The 20481-nt window shown below is 45.3% G+C and carries 12 protein-coding genes; 4 read left to right on the plus strand and 8 right to left on the minus strand.

The annotated features are described in order from the left end of the window. Window positions 1-73: 73 nt before the first annotated feature. A complete protein-coding gene (locus ACFQ0C_RS08725; protein WP_379365876.1) occupies window positions 74-6952 on the plus strand; it encodes an RCC1 domain-containing protein in 6879 nt (2292 codons plus the stop codon). Between the two features lie 163 nt (window positions 6953-7115). Continuing rightward, window positions 7116-9431, plus strand: a complete 2316-nt coding sequence (locus ACFQ0C_RS08730) for a UvrD-helicase domain-containing protein (RefSeq protein ID WP_379365878.1) — start codon at window positions 7116-7118, stop codon at window positions 9429-9431. A gap of 185 nt (window positions 9432-9616) precedes the next feature. Here ACFQ0C_RS08730 and ACFQ0C_RS08735 read toward each other — a convergent pair whose 3' ends face one another. From ACFQ0C_RS08735 to ACFQ0C_RS08750, 4 genes are all read right to left on the minus strand, one after another. Beyond that, entirely contained in the window at window positions 9617-10582 is a 966-nt protein-coding gene (locus ACFQ0C_RS08735) for an ABC transporter substrate-binding protein (RefSeq protein WP_379365880.1), read from the minus strand. Window positions 10583-10604: 22 nt separating this feature from the next. After that, entirely contained in the window at window positions 10605-11621 is a 1017-nt protein-coding gene (locus tag ACFQ0C_RS08740; protein WP_379365882.1) for a FecCD family ABC transporter permease, read from the minus strand. Then, window positions 11622-12557: a FecCD family ABC transporter permease gene (locus ACFQ0C_RS08745; RefSeq protein ID WP_379365884.1), complete on the minus strand. Its 936-nt coding sequence runs from the start codon at window positions 12555-12557 to the stop codon at window positions 11622-11624. It abuts the gene before it with no gap. A 97-nt stretch (window positions 12558-12654) separates the two neighbouring features. Continuing rightward, window positions 12655-13518, minus strand: coding sequence for an ABC transporter ATP-binding protein (locus tag ACFQ0C_RS08750; protein ID WP_379365886.1), 864 nt, complete (start codon window positions 13516-13518; stop codon window positions 12655-12657). A gap of 240 nt (window positions 13519-13758) precedes the next feature. Here ACFQ0C_RS08750 and ACFQ0C_RS08755 point away from each other — a divergent pair, with 240 nt between their 5' ends. Then, window positions 13759-14445 (plus strand): Crp/Fnr family transcriptional regulator, encoded by a 687-nt coding sequence (locus tag ACFQ0C_RS08755; protein ID WP_379365888.1) that lies wholly within the window; start codon window positions 13759-13761, stop codon window positions 14443-14445. A 66-nt stretch (window positions 14446-14511) separates the two neighbouring features. Further along, window positions 14512-14904, plus strand: a complete 393-nt coding sequence (locus ACFQ0C_RS08760; RefSeq protein ID WP_379365890.1) for a carboxymuconolactone decarboxylase family protein — start codon at window positions 14512-14514, stop codon at window positions 14902-14904. 82 nt (window positions 14905-14986) lie between these two features. Here ACFQ0C_RS08760 and ACFQ0C_RS08765 read toward each other — a convergent pair whose 3' ends face one another. The 4 genes from ACFQ0C_RS08765 to ACFQ0C_RS08780 form a co-directional block, all read right to left on the minus strand. Further along, window positions 14987-17479 carry an S-layer homology domain-containing protein gene (locus ACFQ0C_RS08765; protein ID WP_379365892.1) on the minus strand — a complete coding sequence of 831 codons (2493 nt, stop codon included), beginning with the start codon at window positions 17477-17479 and terminating at the stop codon, window positions 14987-14989. A gap of 214 nt (window positions 17480-17693) precedes the next feature. After that, window positions 17694-18677 carry a Rieske 2Fe-2S domain-containing protein gene (locus tag ACFQ0C_RS08770; RefSeq protein ID WP_379365894.1) on the minus strand — a complete coding sequence of 328 codons (984 nt, stop codon included), beginning with the start codon at window positions 18675-18677 and terminating at the stop codon, window positions 17694-17696. A gap of 352 nt (window positions 18678-19029) precedes the next feature. Further along, window positions 19030-19794, minus strand: a complete 765-nt coding sequence (locus ACFQ0C_RS08775) for a GTP pyrophosphokinase (protein WP_258215430.1) — start codon at window positions 19792-19794, stop codon at window positions 19030-19032. Window positions 19795-20244: 450 nt separating this feature from the next. Continuing rightward, a complete protein-coding gene (locus tag ACFQ0C_RS08780) occupies window positions 20245-20454 on the minus strand; it encodes a PspC domain-containing protein (protein ID WP_379365896.1) in 210 nt (69 codons plus the stop codon). Window positions 20455-20481 lie beyond the last annotated feature (27 nt).

A 20481-nucleotide genomic window follows, 5' to 3' on the forward strand; every position in this document is an offset into this window, starting at 1 on the left:
CAGAATAATAGCGAAACTTGTTATATAATTAAATTTAATGGTACTAAAATACTATGGAAAAAGGAGGATATGCATGCTTATCCAAAAAATGACTGACAGACTTAGGTCCAATCTGCCTGGTCAAAGTTTAACCAAACGATTAGTGCAATTATCTCTTTGCATCTGCTTTTTATTATCAGCACTTATGAGCCTGCCAGAGATAAGCTTTGCCTATGGGACCAGCGAAAGCAACTCCGGCTTTAAAGCCGTATCCGCTGGGTATTCTCACACGACAGCCGTGAAATCTGACGGCACGGTCTGGACCTGGGGAGCGAACGATCATGGCCAGCTTGGATATGATACATCCGGTGCAGATCAAACCAGTCCGAGGCAGGTTACAGGACTTCCCTCGAATATTGTTTCCATCGCAGCAGGCGGCAATCCGGAGACTGGAGCTGCTTCCTCCGCCTTTACTCTTGCTATTGATGCCAACGGCTATATTTACAGTTGGGGGAGCAATGAAAAGGGACAGCTGGGGGATGGCACTACCTTTAGCAGATTGACTTTCGCTAGAGTTAAAACCTCTGGCGGTACCGATCTGGTTGTACCTAACGGCAAGCTGTCTGCCGGATTTGATTATGCCGGTGTGTTGGATCCGATCAGCGGCAAAGCCTGGATTTGGGGCGACAATCAATTCGGCCAGCTTAGCAATCAGGACACGGGAAACAAAAGCTTATTCCCAGTCCCTGTAAAAACCAATCAATCTACAGAGCTTAGCGGGATTACAGAGCTATCACTCGGCGGACGGCATGGCTTGGCTTTAAAGGACGGTATTGTCTATTCTTGGGGCTCCAATGACCGTGGACAGTTAGGTACTGACGCTCCGTTGGAAAGCACCAGTCCATATGCTTCAGCTATTCAATCCACTTTTACAAACAGGAACGTCGGTAAAATCGCAGCAGGCTCCTACCACAGCGTTGCCATTGTTATTTCAGGTACCGGTGAAGGAAGTGAGCTATATACGAAATTGTGGTCCTGGGGCGATAACACAGTGAGGCAGCTCGGTATAGACCGAGATAGACTTGTTTCAGTCAATAATATCTTTACAGATACATATTCCGCATACCCACGCCCTGCTGATTTCTACTACAATTCTTACGCCCTTTTAAATAATCCTGCTGCCTTGGCAGCTGGCGGCAAGCAGTTGATTATCTTGGATATTTTAAACGGGGGCACGGAACTGGAATATTTCGAGGGAGACAATGGATCGATTCCCGGCAGAAATGAAAATCTAACAGCCCATATTGGAGAAGTCATCGCCGTAGCGGCAGGCCATCAGCAAACCTTCGCTCTCACCGCAAGCGGAAAGCTCTGGGGCAAAGGGATCAATGATCACGGTCAGCTCGGCTTGGGGGACTCAGCTTTCACCTCTATCAATGAATTTACCCAACCCTTATTCCCACTCCCTTCTGAGCTGAAATCACTGACTGCTGCGGAAGGAACGTTAACTCCGGCTTTCAAGCATTATGGTTATAGTTATTCTTTAAACGTCGGTACGGATACAAGCGAAGTTCACCTATCAGCCGAAGCTTCTTATCCGGATGCGAAGGAAATTAAACTGGGTCAAACAGTCGTTCCCGCTTCCCAGCTATCCGACTTTGCAGTTCCAGTCAGTTATGGTTTGAATGCCATTATGGTTCAAGTAACCGGTGGGGATAATTCAACCACCACTTATACCTTGCAGATCAATAGAGCTTTTCCCGATAAAGAGCAGCTGACTCAAACTATCGTTGATACCCTCAACACTCATGACAAGTCATCTGAAGGAATTTTACCAGGGCAGTATAGAACCGGCGCAAAAGCTGAACTAATGGTGGCTATTCAAGCAGCGCAAGCCGTTAACGCTAACCCTTCTTCCTCCCAAGCAGCAATTAATGATGCAAAAGCGGCACTGATGGCTGCAAGAGAAGTATTTAATAATAATTTGTCGCCGGATCGTCAGCCAATGTTTACTCTATTAAGCTTGGTTCAAGAAGTCTATAACATAACTACAGAGGGTACAGCACAGGGGCAATATCAAGCTGGAGCGAGGAATGAGTTGCTTAACGCAATCCATACAGCCACCGCAGCCAGAGATAATGCAGCCTTATCACAGGCAGATCTGACTGCAGCTGTAGCAGCTCTCCAAACTGCTTGGAATGATTTTGAATTGAAGGAAGTTCCTTTGGCACCTGTTGCTTTCCTGAACTTTGAAGGAAACAATGGAGGGTTTATAAGCAATGACCTGTGGTCGCACGCCACTCTTACCGCCGGTGATCTTCACGCACACTCCGGGTCAAAGGTATGGGCTCTCAATCTCGCAGGCAGTGTATCAGGAAACCATAAGGATACTCTTATTAGCCCGGATATGGACCTGACATCGAATAATGTCCAAGGCTTCAGGATAAGCTGGTGGCAGTTCAATTCCCCTATACTAGAGTACACAAACTTAGTTTTTGTTAGTAAAGATGGCGGAGCTAATTGGGATTTCATCCCTATTAACTTTGTACCGGGAGGGAACTGGGCCAAACGTTCCTTTGAGCTGGACGCCTCTTATGCCGTGAAAAATTTCAAATTCAAAATAGAGACGGCTACCAGCAATCTCGTTCCCGCAGCTATGCTGATTGATGACGTGAAAATCGAGCGGTTCTCCACTAACTTCAACCAATCCATTACAGACGCGCAGAAATTACATCAATCCTCCGTAGAGGGAACCGGATCCGGTCTATATGCGAGTGGTTCCAAGGCGCAGCTGCAGCAAGCAATTTCCAATGCCATTGCAGTTCGCGACAGCAATCCGGGATTTGAAGCAGTAGATGCAGCTGTTGTTGCTTTAAAACAAGCTGTACAGAACTTCCAAGCCTCCAAATACTTGCCGGGTACCCTATATAGCAATAATTTTGAAAATACTCCGTGCGGATTTGAGCGAAGCGGTACTTCCGAAAGCTGGCAATGTGGTACACCAACAATTGGCCCCAAATCAGGCCATTCCGGTAATAAGGCATGGGGGACGAATTTGAGCGGGGTCTACGCCGCTAGCCAAAAGAGCGATTTGACTTCCCCAGTCATTGACTTAAGTAGCGCCAGCACTGACGCTCCATTAACCTTGACGTGGTGGCAATGGGCTCAGACGGAGCAAGGCTATGACGGTTTAAGGGTGTCTATATCTAAAAACGGAGGCAATGAGTGGACTCAACTATTGGATGAAAGCGGCGGAGAAGAACGCTGGGTTCAAAAAAGATTCACTCTTGACCCCTCTTACGCCGTTGCCGATTTCAGAATGAAATTCCATTTCTATAGCGACTCCTCCGTCCAACAAGCCGGTGTCTTCGTGGATGATATCATTATCGATCAACTGAACACCAGCTCCTTGTTAAATGAAATTTGGCAAGCCCAGCATCTGCTTGAGCATAGCCAGGAAGGCAATTCGGTAGGTTATTATGAAACCGGAGCAAAAGCACCACTGAACGCTGCCTTACTTAACGGACAAACGGTAGCATTTAAGGCCGTGCTTACTCAAAATGAATTGGACAATGCACTTGCACCTATACAGCAGGCCATTGCACAGTTCAAAACGAAAGTAAAACAGCCCAACTTCTTATACAACAGTGACTTCGAAGCAAATAACGGGGGATTTACATCAGGAGGCACTATCTCCAGCTGGCAGTATGGAGTACCACAATCAGGACCGATGCAGGCGGCATCCGGTACGAAACTATGGGCCACCAATCTGACGGGAAATTTTTATTCTAACGAGGACAGCTACATCATATCACCGCCAATTCAACCATCACCTACGGAAGCGTGGAAATTATCTGTTAATTGGATGCAGTGGGTGCAGCTAAGATCCTGCTGCGGTTCCATCAAAGTGGAAGCCAGTAAGGATGCAGGAGTGAGCTGGCAGACCCTTTTTACACAAAGGCAACGTGGAGAGATAGAAGGTCCTTCTCCAGAATCCGTCATGAGCTCCTCGTGGCAGCCAATGCAAGTAGAGTTGGATCCTTCCTACAATGTTGAAGGGTTGAAAATCCGGTTTGCATTGCAATGGAATGCAAATACTTCGCCCGGCTGGTACATCGATGACGTACGGGTTACTGCGTATCCCAAGGATCTTGGCTACACCGTATCCGAAGCCGAAGGGTTAATCTCTCACACATTGGAAGGGACAGGAGTAGGGAATTATTCTGCCGGTTCCAAAGCTGAGCTGCAATTACACATCAATTCGACTAAAGCCGTGCTGCAAAACCCTGGTTCCACAACAGCTCAAATGCTGACAGCCCAATCCAGCCTGAACGAAGCCATTCAACAGTATCGCAGCAAATACGTTAGCGGCTTGCTAAACCAATTAAATAAAGGTTCTTACGTAGAACTCGGCGGTAAAAAATGGCTCCTATGGGACCCTGGCCAAAATGGACTTTTGTTAGGTATGGATGATGTGTATAAAATCGGGAGTAAGTCCTGGTCCAACGAAAGTGAGAGTAGCATTGACTGTATAAAATACGCCCCTGCAAAAACGGGATCGTTAGCCTACTACTTAAATGCAGATTTTTACAACAGCTTGTCTTCCCAGAAGGACTGGATTGACAACCATTCCTGGGATGTTAGGGATAATTCCGGCGCTGTAGTTTACGGTACCGATGGTACTGTAGAAGCAAAGGTCGGATTGCTTAACACCGAACAATATAAAGCTTTATCTGATAAAGAAGAATATGGCGGAGACGGCACCTTACGGCATGAAGAATGGCAAGAGTATGATTGGTGGTTGCTTACACCTAGGGTAGTTGAACAAAATAATTCTGAAGAAGATGAGTATGGGCAATTTGTCCACATTGTTGATAGTTGGGGAAATATTTATTTCAGTCAACCCCAGTCTGAATATGCAGTTAGGCCCGCTGTTCACTTAAACCCTTCCATTGGTGTAATTAGCGGAACAGGAGCTTTCAGTGATCCGTATCGACTGACCATGCTGTCTAATGCAAAAGAATTGACAAAAGTAACAAGCAGCCATGGAACTACCACATCTGTTGCAGGCGATTACCAGGTTGAAGTCCCTTATTCAGTAAGCTCTGTTAAATTAACCTGGGAGCTTTCCCCACAGGCTCGTATTGGAAATGTAACTGGCGCTGTATACGACTCGAATGGTTGGGTTGTATCGTTGCCAGATCCGGGAATAGCCTATGAGATTAAAGTACCTATATTTGCCCAGGACAACACAGTAGCTGAACATAAAATAACCGTTACCAGAAACCTCAGTTCCAGCGATGCTTCCCTATCTGTCGCGTCAAACACAGGTACCGTGGAAAATGTGGGGGCAGACTCTTTTAAAATCAAGGTCGCTCATGATGTAACGTCCGTTTCCCTAACACCAACGGTTCATAATGCATCTGCAATCAGTATTATTGGGGGAACTGTGACCGGTGCTGTTTACAACGGCGGAGTTATCACTATCCCTGAGTTGCTTGTTGGAAATAATACATTACAATTAAAGGTTACGGCAGAAGATGGTACTACAAATAATTACTCTATTTCCATCATTCGTTTATCAAACGATGCCAACCTAAGCAGCTTGATCATTGGCGGCACTCCACAATCATTGATAGCTAACCAAGCTTCACAAAGCATTACCGTAAACGTACCGTACACGATGGAAGGCTTGAACATTGCAGCTACCGTAGCCGATGCTACAGCGAAACTGCGTATTGATGGCCAAGATTCCACCAGCGGTAAGCCATTTTATAGATCGCTAAATGTCGGTGATAATACATTAGCTATCACTGTTACGGCAGCAGATGAGACGAAGACTTATGCATATCAAATTGTCATCAACCGTGCAGCTGATACTAGCAACGATGCTACTGTAACGAGCGTTTCGTATGGAAACATACTGGGATTGAGGTCAGGCAATACTTTTAGTTTCACCATGAACTCTGTGACACAATCTGTATATTTCTATATTCAACCGACCGTTTCTTCGGCACAACTAGTGAATGTGTCGGGTAATGTAACTGGAGTCACTTATGGCCGTAAGGGAACTGGCTATGAGCTTTATGTACCGATGCTTCGCAATGATGCAGAGCTTACGTTTAAAATCAGGTCTGCTAACGGCTCCACTGAAGCGTCCTACTCCATTAAAATCATTAGCGGAGCACCGTTGGGACAGCCCCAACCCGTGAGCTCCGTCAGTCCAACCATTACTTTCACTAATGGAGTTACTGTTGATTTGTCGAGTGCTGCGCTTGGTCCCGATGCCAGACTTACAGTTACACAATCGTCGGAATCTTATAGTAACTTCCCTCTTACTCTTGCGGGAGACATCCTGGATTTCACCTTGACAGGTGCGACTATCGATCAGAACCATCCTGTTAGGCTTGAGTTCCCTATAACTCCAGGTTCGGATAAAAGCCGTGTTGGAATTTTTCACTACAACAAGACCAAAGGGACTTGGGAGTATCAGCCAACCGTTATTACAGCAGATGGAAGAGCCGTTGCGTTCGTAACTCATTTCTCAACATACGGTGTGTTTGGAGCAAATCAAGTAGCAGCGGTTCAGCCAACAGAAACCCGACTGGCAAACGGGGAAACCGAGATTACCTTGACTACTGCAACCGCAGGGTCCGATGTAATCATTTACTACACCCTTAACAACACGCCACCAACCTCGGGCAGTCTGGTCTACGATCCAGCTAACAAACCTAAGCTGGCTGCCAATCAGACATTGCAAGCTTTTGCAGCTAAACCGAGCATGCTCAATAGTGTTGTAACAGTTGTTATAGCCCGTGGGGACAAAGTAATTGACATTAGCTATGTGCTGCAAAACATCCTTCTGAAGAAGGATGTTGACGGCAAACCCGGCTTTACTAGGGATGATGTGCTTCAACTATTACAGTTGATTCAACCTCGAGTTGTTACACCTACAGTACAAGTTCCACATTAATTACCAAGCAGGATTTCCTCGTGAAATCCTGCTTTTTTTTGTAATTGCATAAAAATGAGGCGTGCACAGAAATTCCCTTTCCTCCACAAAGCAGTCGTGACTATGTTAAAATAACACAAGTTAAAGCTTTTTATGGCAATGAACAATGAAACAGGTGATCTTATTGAGCGAACCCCAATTTCACAAAGTCCCTCTGGGAGCAGGCAGTAAGACTATTCCATATGCTCCGATGGCAGAGCTTACAACCAGTACAGAAATTGTTACTGACGATGACAGCGATGCTTTCTTTTTCCGTGATTTAGAGATGCAAGGTATCCGGTTAAACGCACCTCAGATTCAAGCCGTCCGGCACTTCAATGGTCCTTTGCTGACATTAGCGGGAGCAGGCTCAGGGAAAACAACCGTCTTGGTATGCAGGGCAGCTTATTTGGTAGCCGTTCATCGCGTTGATCCCCGAAGCCTGCTGCTCGTTACTTTTTCGAAAAAAGCTGCCGAGGAAATGAAGGAGCGTATTTCGTTAATGCCTGGCTTGAACAAACAGCTTGCCGCTACTATTCAGGCACGAACCTTTCATTCCTTCTGCTTGCAAATCATTCGCACCCACGGCTTCGATCAGGAGATTATAACCAACACACGCTATCAGCAAATTTCCGTTAAGCGTATCCTTCTCGAAATGGGGCTGCAGGAAACGTATCAGCCGGAAGTGCTGCTTTCCCTGCTGTCTTCGTACAAAATGCAAATGATTGAGCTTAGCGAGTTACCCGATAGTACAGCCGAAGAGAAAGAATTAAAGCAAATTTTTCTCCGCTACGAGGAATGGAAACAGGCCAGCCACCAAATCGATTTCGACGACATTCTGTTAAACTGCTACCATTTACTGAAGCAAAAGCCTGCTGCGCTGCGTTCACTTCAGCAAAGATTCACCTACATTAGCGTGGACGAGTTTCAAGATACAAATCTGGTTCAGTATGAGCTGATAAAAATGGTAGGTTCAACGCATGAAAATCTGATGATTGTCGGCGACGATGACCAGACGATCTACTCTTTTAACGGAGCGCGCCATGAATTTATACTACAGTTCGATCAGCGCTTCCCAACGGCAAAAACAGTTACACTGGACATCAACTACCGCTCCACTCCCAGCATTGTGGGTCTCGGTAATGCCGTCATCCGACATAATAAGGAACGTAAGAAAAAGACGCTGCGCGCCACCAAACATAGTGAAGCTGCACCTCCGCAATATATAAGACCTTCGAACAGCGATGAAGAAGCCGAATGGATTCTTAGTCATCTGCTGCGTCAAGTAAACGAAAGCATACGAGGCTATGGGGATGCTGCCATATTGTACCGCTCAGCCAGCAACAGCCGGGCCATCATCGAGCAGTTTATTCTGCATAATATCCCTTTCATCGATTACGGTGATAAGGAGTCCTTCTACGAGCAGTGGATGGTCAAGCCAGTTATCGATCACCTTTCTCTTGCCTTGAACCGCCGCAGCTTTGAAGCCATTGAAGGTATACTTGGAACTCTCTATATTAATCGCGAGCAAGGCATCCGAATCATTCAAGACCAAGAAGCCATTCAAGCCAAAAAGTGGCCGCTCATTCATCTGCTGGGGCTCCCCCAGCTTAAGGATTTTCAGAAGGAAAAAATCAAAGAACGCATCAAGCTGATTAAGTCCTTGGCTTCACTCAAGCCATTAAACGCCATTCAGTTGATCCGCCGCGACTTTTACGATTCCTTTCTGGAAACTAACAAGCAGAATAAGGTGACACATCAAAAGGAATTGTTAAAAGAAACATTGGACGAGCTGGAGTCCTCAGCCAAAAGATTCGATACGCTGGAATCCTTCCTGTCTTTTGTCCAAGAGGTAGTGGAGAAACGGCGAGACATGAAGCTGCAGAAGTCAGACAATTCGAACCATAAGGTGTCATTGATGACGATCCATAAATCGAAGGGGCTGGAATTTCCGGTCGTCTATTTGATCGGGGCTTGTGAAGGTAATATGCCGCATAGCTCGGCCTTGGATGTTAAGCAGATGAAAGATGTATTTCCTCGGGAAAATAGTCGTAATAAAGAAGCGGCTGCCCTGGAGGAAGAACGCCGACTTGCTTATGTAGCCATAACTCGGGCCAAGGATGATTTGATCATCAGTTCTCCAGCCTACTACCGCGGTAAAAAAGCAGATCCATCGCGCTTCCTTTTGTCCGCTTTTCCTAAACCTAAGTTGGATGCCAACAGTCCAAGTTCTACACGAACAACAACTACCACTCGGAAATCAACATTAGGAGGCCCCATTGTTCCTGCAAGGATCACCCCAACTGGAATTATTGAGGCTTGGATATGCACAAGCAGCCGCTGCAAAACCTGGCAAAGAATCACCTCGTCAGCTGACGCAGAGCTTTCAACTAAGGCTTGTCCACTGTGCAAATCCGCGATGGCTAAGGGCAGCAAGGATCTATCTGTACGAAATGATTAATAATGTACAAGAGGAGCTCTCTTAAAAGGGTATACCCAATAAGTAAAACCTCTGCCATGCACAAAAGAACCTTCAACCCGCTAAAAGGGATCGAAGGTTCTTTTGCAACCAACCATATAAGGACAAATCGGAGGCTCAATTCTCCTAAACCGACTTTTGGAACAGCCACACTTTTCTGCCGCAGCTTACTTCGCGAATATTTTTTCCGCATCATCCATCGCCATTTTGGCGCCCATTGCCGAATAATCGAGCCATGGCTGCTCTGGAACTACGTAGATGTGGCTCGCTTTTACCGCCTTTAACCCTTGCCAAATCGGGCTTGCTTGCAGCTGCTGGTACAATTTCTGCGCTCCATCCTCTTTATTGAGAACAATGAAGATCGCATCCGCATCATAATCAGGAAGCACTTCCTGAGAAATCACTTCAAATGCTTTATCTTTACTTATTTTATCGACACCTTTGGCCGGCTTTAAGCCCATGTCTTCATATAGGAGCGGTCCTATTGGACGTCTTGTACTAAAGACGCGCAATTCTTTGGCAGTAACACGTACGGCCATTACGGTTCCGTTACCGATTTTATTGTTCACGAGCGCTTTTACACGTTCTGTCTGAGCTTGATAAGCTTTGACGAAATCATCAGCCTGTTGTTCGCGATTAACAAGCTTCCCGATTTTCTTCACCTGATCCCGCCAAGTCCCGTCGTCCAGATTAAATACTTCTGTTTTCGCGATTTTTTCATATTTGGCAATATCTTTTCCCGCGTACTGCTGGTCAAGGTAGATCACCTCAGGCTTAAGCGAAAGCAACGTCTCCATATCAGGGTCTGTTACTACACCGAGTGGTTTTGTATTTTTCAATCGGTCAGCCACATGAGGTAAGAACGCCTTCAAATCTCCGCCGATAACGGAGCCGACAGGGGTAATACCAAGAGCAAGCAGGTCATTGGTCAGATGTATGGATACCGAAGCGATTCTGGGCTCCTTGCCAGCTGCTGCTTTATCCGCGCTTGGTGCCGCAGGCTGAACAGCAATGCTTGACTGGGAGGCTGTGCCCTGCTGAGGTGATGCCGCTGGTTGCGGCGCCTTTTCACCGCATGCCGATACAATAAGAATGGACATAATGGTCAGTAAAATGAATAAAGTCTTTTTCATAAATGATCCCCTTAAATAAGTTTTATTTGGTTTTGCGAAGTAAATACAGAAAATAAGGTGCGCCCACTGCTGCGACAACTATACCGGCCGGTATTGCATTGGGTTGGAAGATAGATCGTCCTATCGTATCCGCAACCACCAATATAACCAAACCGATGAGACCCGAGATCGGCAGAACGTGCTGATGCATCGGCCCTACAAGACGGCGTGCCAGGTGAGGGGCAACCAACCCTATGAAGCCGATCCCTCCCGCCATGGATACACTTGCGCAGGATAATGCTACAGCAGCGGCTAACAACTGCAGCCTCCGCCTGCGTACAGAAGTTCCTATACCCGTTGCCAATTCATCTCCCAGTGTGAACGCATTTAATGCTTTGGATTGAAAAAACGCATACGGGACAAAAATCGCAATCCACGGAAGCAAAGCATACACATGGATCCAGTCCCTCCCCCAAACATTTCCGACCAGCCATCTTGAAGTGAAGGCATACGTTTTTTCATCAAGCCTCAATGATAAAAAGAGCGTAATAGCACTAAAACCCGCCGCTACAGCAATTCCAATTAAAATTAACCGCACAGGCAGCAAACCCTTATGACGGTCGTTGGCTAACCAAACAATCAAACAAGCTGTCACTACTCCGCCCGCAAAAGTAAACATTGGAATCAACAGCGCAGCATTACCCGTCATGGATTGAAAATAGGTCACAAATACAATAAGACCAAACGAAGCCCCTGCATGGATACCTAGAATACCCGGATCTGCCAGAGCATTGCGAGATAATCCTTGCAGAATGGCTCCGGAAACACCCAAGCCGATTCCAGCTAACATCGTAATTACAATACGGGGAAGTCGATAGTCGAATAGCACTAGCGTATTATCAGCGCTGCCATATCCGAATAAGGTTTGGAGCACATCCGTGGGGGGAATCCGAATCGTACCTGTATTCAGGCTGATAACAATGACACTGAAACAGATAAGCAGCAGAATGCAGGCCACCTTAACCGCTTTCTTCCCTCTGACATGCGTGAGATGGTTCATCTACAAGCTCCTCCTTTCTTTATGAGCCAAATAAAGAAAGAAAGGAACACCGACAAGCGCAACCATTACACCGATGGCAAGCTCCCGCGGCGGATTAACCATACGTGCTCCCAAATCGGCCAAAACCAGCAGAACAGCGCCTAATAGAGCAGACACCGGAATGATGAACCGATAATCGACGCCAACCAGTTTGCGCGAGATATGTGGAATGACCAGACCGACAAATCCAATCGAACCAACAGCTGATACCGATACACCAGCCAAAATCAACGCCGCCGTCATGCCGAGAGCTCTTATCCGTCTTGTTTTGACACCCAGATTGGCAGCTACCTCGTCACCCAATGAAAGCAACGAAATGGACCGTCCCAGCACCAAGGTCCCTACGAAGGTAACCGCCAGGATAGGTACCAGCAGCTCCAAATGAGACCACTTTACACCGGAAACACCTCCTGCGTACCAAAAGGCCAAATCCTGGCTCAAATCATAATAAATCGCCACACCGGAGCTGAGTGAATGTAATAACGCTGCGACTACGGCACCCGCTATCGTTAGTTTTAAAGGTGTTAACCCCCCAGCTGAGCTTGATCCAAGCAAAAAGATGAATAAAGCGCTGAGTGCAGCCCCTGCAAATGAAAGCACCATCAGTGCGGAGTACGGCAAATTCGGCAAAAACGCAAAACTAAGCGCCACGACAAACATAGCGCCCGCATTAATTCCCAAAATCCCTGCATCAGCCAATGGATTGCGCGTCACGCCCTGCATTAATGCACCCGAAACCGCAAAGGCTGCTCCAATCACGGCCGCTCCTATTACTCTCGGAAGCCGCAATTCATGAATAATCTGATGTGTTGTCAATGCCGGATTATAATGGAGGATTGCTGTCCATACCGTCTCAAGCGTCATCTCTTTGGCACCGAATGATATGGCTATAAACATCGAAAACAACAATCCAATCACAGCCACGATAAGAACTAGGCTTAGAATCGAAATGTTAGTAGGGGATATAGAACTTTTCTTCTTAAGATCCATCACTTTAAGCCTTTGCAGAGATTAGCTGCTGCTCAGACCGAGGCTCTTCCGCAACGACTTTATGGGGATTGGTGACCGGAATGGAGCCCGCCAGCTCGTAGGGTAAGCAAAGAGGAACGCCCGTGCGAGGATCGGGGTAAATATCCGCCTCAATGCCGAATACCATACGAAGCACTTCCTGTGTCATAACCTGCTCAGGCGATCCTTCGCTTACTACTTGACCACGCTGTATAGCTACCATATGCTGGGCATAACGGCTTGCATGATTCAAATCATGAACCACCATAATGATAGTACGTCCTTCTTCCGCGTTCAATTTCTGCAGCAGTTTCAAAACTTCGAGCTGATGCGCCATATCCAGAAAAGTAGTAGGCTCATCGAGAAACAGGATATCCGTCTTCTGTGCCAGAGCCATGGCAATCCAGGCACGCTGGCGCTGTCCTCCGGAAAGCTGGTCAACCGGGCGATCATGGAAGTCAGTCATCCCCGTTACTTCAACTGCCCATTGGATAACCTCTCTATCCTCTTTGCTAAGGGAACCGAATCCCTTCTGATGGGGAAATCGTCCATAGGACACGAGCTCGCTCACCGTCAAACCGTCCGGTGCCGTAGGATTTTGCGGCAATATAGCCAGCTGCTTAGCAACTTCTTTGGTCGTTTGTTGATGAATGGATTTGCCGTCCAGGAATACTTGCCCGCCTCTGGGCTTAATAATCCTTGCCATGGATTTTAGAATCGTTGATTTGCCGGAGCCATTGGAGCCTACAAGAGCGGTTATTTTGCCGATGGGAATCGATAAATTCAAATCTTTAACTATTAAAGCGTCGTCATAGGCGACATCCAACTTTTTGGTAAATAAGCCGGTCATCAACAAATCCCCCTAGTCTAAGCATGCTTATGTATTAACTCATTATTTTTAATCAAACTTCATCCAATTATAGTGAAAATGATAATTATTATCACAACTTAGATTTTATATCCCTTATCCATCGATTGTCAATGAAAAACATTCTCACTTATTAAACAGGACCACCCTAAATTAACAGGATATCCCACTTGTAAAGAGAATGTTTAAATCACAACACCTCAACAAACCAAGGAGACCGATATGGACAACACTCGCATCCAGCAGATCATCCACCTATTCCCCTTCTTTTCATCGCTTTCTGAACATGATTGGCAAGCATCCGATATCGTTACTGTCGATTCATCTACAAAGCATTCTATAATAGAGGGCCACCTGCTCCAGCATGCCCTTTTTATTCTGCAAGGCAGCGTCCGGATTTATAAAATGAATCCAATGGGCAGAGAGGTAACACTCTATCGCATTCAAGGTGGAGAGTGCTGCTCCTTAATGATGTGCAGTATATTGGGAGAAACGGAATACGAAGCATCGGCCGATGTGGAAGCCACTACAGATATTCTCATCATGCCGGTCTCTCTATTCAAGCATTGGCTGGATCAACCTCAACATAAACCGCTTAAACAATTTATTTTCAAACAAATTACCCGGAAGGTAATTAATGTCACCCAGCTTCTTGATGATATTGCATTCAAAAGCATCCATCACCGGCTTGCCGCTTTCCTGATACATAGATCATCTGACGGCTCGAAGCATCTGACCCTCACGCATGAGCAATTGTCTTCTGAATTGGGAACCGCACGCGAGGTTGTAAGCCGTACATTGAAGGATTTCGAGAGAAGGGGCGCATTGCGATTAGGAAGAGGCCGAATTGAACTTATTAATCTTCCATTGCTGGAACAAATTTTATTTAATGTAACTAAGTCACGGTAACCCTCTGCCTCCCCCTCTATAATCAAAAGTGAAAGCAGATTTCATTTTTCCAAGGAGGGAAACCCAATGAGTTCATATTACGACAAAACAGATCTTCAGCGAATTCCTGAGCTAGTAAAGCTAGCTCCTCATGCTTCGGCAGCTTTTTTTGCCTTCGAGCAGGAAGTGTACCACTCATCCTCCGTATTGCCCGTGAAAACAAAAGAGCTGATTGCTATCGTAACCGCACATATTACCGGCTGCCCTTATTGCATTGATGTACATGTCCGCAAGTTTAAAGAGCTTGGAGGAACTATGGAGGAAATTGTCGAGGCCTTGCTTACTGCTGCCTCCACGAGAGCGGGTGCCATTCTAAGCCATGGGGTCCAGGCTATCAAAGCTTTTGAGGCGCACCCAGGCAAAGAACCGGCATCAAGCGTTCAGCAGCAGTCCGATTCTTCACCTTCATGCTATTGTTAAATGCTAGAGATCGAACAAAAAAAGGAGCTCCCCACCTGCTTGGATGGAGGAGCCCCTTCTCCTTATATCAATGTATTCACTATTAGTAATTCAATGTAACAATACACCATGACCGCTGAAGAGTAGGCGACACCAGCTCGATACTGAAGCTTTGCAAATTTTTCTTCGAATAGTCGAAGGAGCCGTCGGCTTTTTTGGCATGAGGCTCATAATGAATCCGGAGCTGGTCATCTATCCAGATCTTATCTTTCGCCGCCTCGTCTTTCACACTCCATTTCGGTGGATTTTTGTCTTCCGTATCTACGATCACCTTCATTTTCAGCAAATCCAAATTATTTGTGAAATCCTTCGTCTTATTATCACTCGTGTTCTGATATTTGTATCCAAACTGATCTGTCGACTGAATAAAATATCTAAAAAACTGGCTTTCATCCTTCGTATCCTGACCATTATTATCTCCGAACTTTAGAAACTCCCACACATTAGGTTTGCTTTCCAAATAATCGGAGCCTTTGATTTTTTCAATCGTCCCATCCAGCTTGCGGATTTCATACACGGTATTTAAATTAAAGCTAAGCGCAATGTTTTTTAAGGCTACCGCTTTCGTTGCCGGCTCCGCATACTCGATACTTAATTGTCGTTTCGTCAATTTCTTGACTCCATTAGGAGTTTGGAAGGTTACATCCATATCGAATAAATCCATGGGTTGAATGCCATATACTTTATAGACGGGAATGTCAGCTACATTAATGCCGGGAGCACCAATGAGCGTATCCTTTTTATTGGCAGTAATACTTTGAACGATGGATATCGGATTGTTGGAGTCATCTTTTAACACCTTGGTAATATCAATTCTTCGGTTTTTATCGTCTGTAGCGATGATATTGACTTCTTTGCCGTAATACGAATATTTGGCGTTCAGTGTGGCGATATCATCCTCGCTGGTTAACAGCTTGCGTTCAAACAAATATTTACCGGCTGCAAAATGCGAACCATTCACATCTACTTCATAAGTCATCTTGGGGTCCAGATCTTTCCAGTTATAAACCTTCAAATTACTCGCTGCTGAGGCGATCTCTTGAGCAGTATTTTTATTAATCACAGTTGCAGTAATTGTATATTCGGAGCCCTCAGGGCCCACCGGCTTATGATTAGGCTTGAACATAAACTTATTCATATCCCCGCCTTGCTCTATGGGAAGCTTCCAGCTTTGCACATGTTCTGCAGCATCCAGCTTCTGCTCATCCCATGGAGTGGTAAATATCCCTCCTGCACTTTGCAGGCCAGGCTCGCCGGAAATCCTTTCAAGCTTATAATTAATCATATAAGAGCTGCTGTCCAAAGAAGAAGCTGCATTAAATATTTTCCCATACTGATCCTTCACATTAAATATGAAGCTTTGGGGCTGGTCATTCTCAGCGAGTACAACCATTTCCTTGGAATTGACCTCTATACTTGTCGGAATACGCATGGCTTTTACTTGAGTCGTATGGGTTACAGCCACATCATTGATATGAGTTAGCTTGGCACTAACTGAAGCGTCTCCTTCAGCCGTTACTTCTTTTATAACAACTTTGCCGAGTCCAACCGAGCTTTGACCGATGGCCGGATTATCCAACACAATGCCCCCGGAAGCAGATACTTCGATATAACCATTGCTGTACAAGGTTTCGATCTGGCTGGCGCTAAACTCATAGTTATTAGGCCCACCCACCTTTAATCCTATGACTGGCGGCTGCCACACTGTAGATATTCTGCCGTCAGCGTCGTAATATTTATCCCCTACGCTCAGGGTAGAGGTTTTGTCCATATCCAGCTGGATACTTGTAGGCAATACGGTTATACCCGCAGGCAGCGCCGTGCTCGCTGCTGCTGCTGTGCCACCAGCAACCGGAGTCGCCGCCGTCTGAACGGCTCGTCTCGCTTCGAAGCTAGCTAGTGCCAATGTTTTGCGAGTCGATGCGACTTTGCCGCCGAAGCTCCCTACAGCCACTTGAGTCATAAGCTTGTTCTCAAGCGCCAGCGTGATGTAGCTCTTCGCCCAGTCATCCACAGTGCTGTCAGAAGTCGGAGTAACCCCTGCATCCTTCCATTTGAGTCCGCGAATCAAAAATGCCGCCAGCTCTTGTCGGGTAACAGTACCTGATGGGTTATACAGCTTTCCTTCCTCATCGACACCATTGGTGAGTCCAGCCGCTTTTAGCGCCTCGATAAAGGGCAGCGCATAGCCGTTAGCCGGATCATCGGATCGGACATCCGTAAACGAGCTTTTCGTGAGAGCTTTATTAATGGGCAATGCAAAAATAATGGCAGCAACCTTGGCAAATTGGGCACGATTCATTTTATCGTCCACACCAAATACAGTATCGGAGACTCCATCAAAGACATTGTCACGAAGCAATTCATCAAGCTTGTCCTTCACCTCTTGCGGGAGGCCTTTTAAATCTTTGAAATCCTCCGATTTCTTAACCAACGAAGCCTGCTTGGCAGGTACTTCTGTATTTTCAGCAAGAGCAACCGGACTTAAAGACACGGCAACTAGAACCACCGATAATAACGATGATAACCACTTCATTATCCATTCACACTCCTATTCAGAAATTTAAAAGATTCACAGTAACCATTATACGTTCAAAAACAGTAGGCATTATAAGCGCTTTCATGCAAATTATTAGGTTGATACTATCTTTATTGCGATATTTATTGAAAATATAAAGAGCGCCATGGACGGCGCCCTGCTGCTACTCCTTATGAAAATCCAGGTCAGGATCTTCCCAGTCAGACATCCATTACGCCGTTCCCATGGTAACACCTAATTCGGCAAGCCATTTCCTGTAAGCTATCGACAGCTGATCGGATTTCAAGCTTAATTCAGCCTGCAGATCCAGCGGGAGCTCCTCCGGCTTTTGGTTTTCCAAGATGATAATATCCTGATTCATAATTTCATCATTCGTTCGAATGTAGACTTCAATATCTCCGGGATTGAAATTAATTGCATGAACTGTATAGGTTACAGAGGTCTGAGCATCGACAGGATAAGTAATCATCAAAATGCACATAACGTTACCTGCACCGAAGCTTTTCTTTAAAAAGGCAGTAAGAGGGCGGTAAGCTTCTTTTACATAGATAATCGGGATCAGGCTGCGATCGGTTGAATCGAAAGCATATTCAAGCATCGTCACTTCATCAGTAACCAGCCGATCTTCAATCCGATTCACTTTATAGCTTGGAATTTCCGAGTATTCCGGACTGCTAAGAATTCCCTGATGAACCCACATTAAATGCGAATAATCGAGGAAGTTTTCAATCACCCGCGGCCCGCTGCAATTGACACGATAGGGGCCGAAGGTATACGTAGAGAAGCCGGGATCTGAATAAGGTTGAATACCAGGGATAGGCTTGACAGGTGAGCCTATGCACACCCATATCAAGCCGTACTTTTCTTCACATGCATATACTTGAGCTTTCGCTTTTAAGGGGATAGTCGCCTCTTTGGATTGAGCAGGTATACATACACAATTTCCATGAGCATCATACTGCCAGCCATGATATGGACATACGATCGTATCATTCTGAATGGTACCAATCGACAAAGCGGAGCCGCGATGAATGCATAGATCTTTAAATGCGTGTACGCCTTTACTTGTTCGAAAGACAACAACGCGCGCTCCCATAATGATGACTTGAACAGGTTTGTCTTTCACTTCTTCACTCTTTAATACAGCAAACCACTCATTCACGAGAAACTCATCCATCATTATCGACTGCTTCATCTTACCTGCCTCCTTCAAAATAATTGTGTTAGTTTAAAGAAAGTTACATGTATGTCAAAGTAACTAACACGTCAATAAACAAAAAAAACTATAGAATCGGCATCCATAAGATCACCGGTTCCATAGTTAGGAAATACAATTTCCCCGCATAAAACCTTTGTACTACAAGAGTTTCATACGAACGGTCGAATATTGAATTATTCAAAGCATAATGGAATAAACCGCTTTTTGTCAATAACTCCTTGCTGCTGTTTCTTGCTACAAAACAAAATTTCAGACTTTTTAACAAAATCTATGTTATATTTTATGACGCGTGCACAAATCAGCTTCTTGTTTGAATAGTCGAATCTCTTTATTGGCCCAACTTGCTGTTTCCATTATCGATGAGCTCCAGCAGCCCCTTAGGCAGCGCAAACTGCTGATTATTAATGATGATTCGATTCAATGCTTCATCGGACATCTCCGCTTGCTCCTCTTTGATTTCCTCTATTTCTTTATGAAGACGCTCCATTTGCTTGTCCAGAGCAGATGCAGCATTTGCAGCCTCTTTTAATTCTTCTAGAAGCCGCGCCGGTACCGTCTGTTTGCTCAGGTTGTACTTGTAATAGATTTTATGTTCCAAGCTTGCCCAAAAATCCATCGCAATCGTTCGAATCTGAACCTCCATGCATACCCGTTCTTGTCGATCAGACATAAAAACAGGTACCTCGATCAGCAAATGAAGGCTTTGATAACCGTTCGGCTTTGGATTCTTGATGTAGTCCTTTTCTTCCAGGACATTAAGGTCGCTCTGATTTTTTAGCAGCTCACTGATCACGTAAATATCCGATATAAACGAACAAGTGATCCGCAGTCCGGCAATATCCTTAATATGGTTTCTAATGCTGGGGAACGAAATGTCGCCCCCTTTTCTATAAAGCTTGTTGAGGATACTTTCCGGAGACTTTAAACGAGATTTGGTATGCTCAATAGGATTGTATTCGTGTAGAAATTGGAATTCCTCCACCAGAATCTCAATTCTCGTTTCCATTTCATCCAGAGCAAATTTATACATCATCATGAATCGGGTTATTTCATTTTTAAACTGTTTTATTTGATTTATTGGAAGTTGGATCATCACGTCGGTTCCTTCCTTACTTCATTTCATATTTTCTTCAACTAACTGCATTTTAACACTCGTCTTTAGTTTAAAGTACTTGAACGGTTTGATGCAAATTCTGCGGTTCAACATTTGGGTCAACGGTCCCGAAATGCTGCTTTCACTAGTAGTCATTAAAAAGACCATCCACACGCCTTATGGCTGAGAATGGTCGTTTACTGTGCACTGTGCCGTCAATCCCTTACGAATAGTTAACAGTCTGCTAGTGGGAATCTGATGTGGATATCTTGATCTGTGGATATGTTGGCAAATGTCTTGAAACTTATGCACAACAAGGTTTTTATTGCTGTGTATACTGTGCATAAATCTGTGGATATATTTTGTAGCAAAGCTTCGTTATTCCTTCACCTTGTAAGCTGTTCCACCATATGAACCTCATCTACTGCAACCGCGGCAGCATGGATCGAGTTAGATTGAATGATAGGACTGTACATAGGATTGTTTGGGGATTAACAAGCTTGCGATGAAATATACAATCACGGTTGTTCCAAAGCTGCATAAACCAGCAATAATCATCAACAACCTCACTAGAGTAGGGCTAATTCCGAGAAATTCCGCTATTCCTCCGCATAATCCGGTTAATCTCCTATTTGAAGTAGAACGCTGCAACTTATTCATTTGAACCTGCTCCTTTTCATATATGTG

It is taken from the genome of Paenibacillus sp. GCM10027630, from assembly GCF_042676305.1.
GTDB lineage: Bacteria > Bacillota > Bacilli > Paenibacillales > NBRC-103111 > Paenibacillus_S.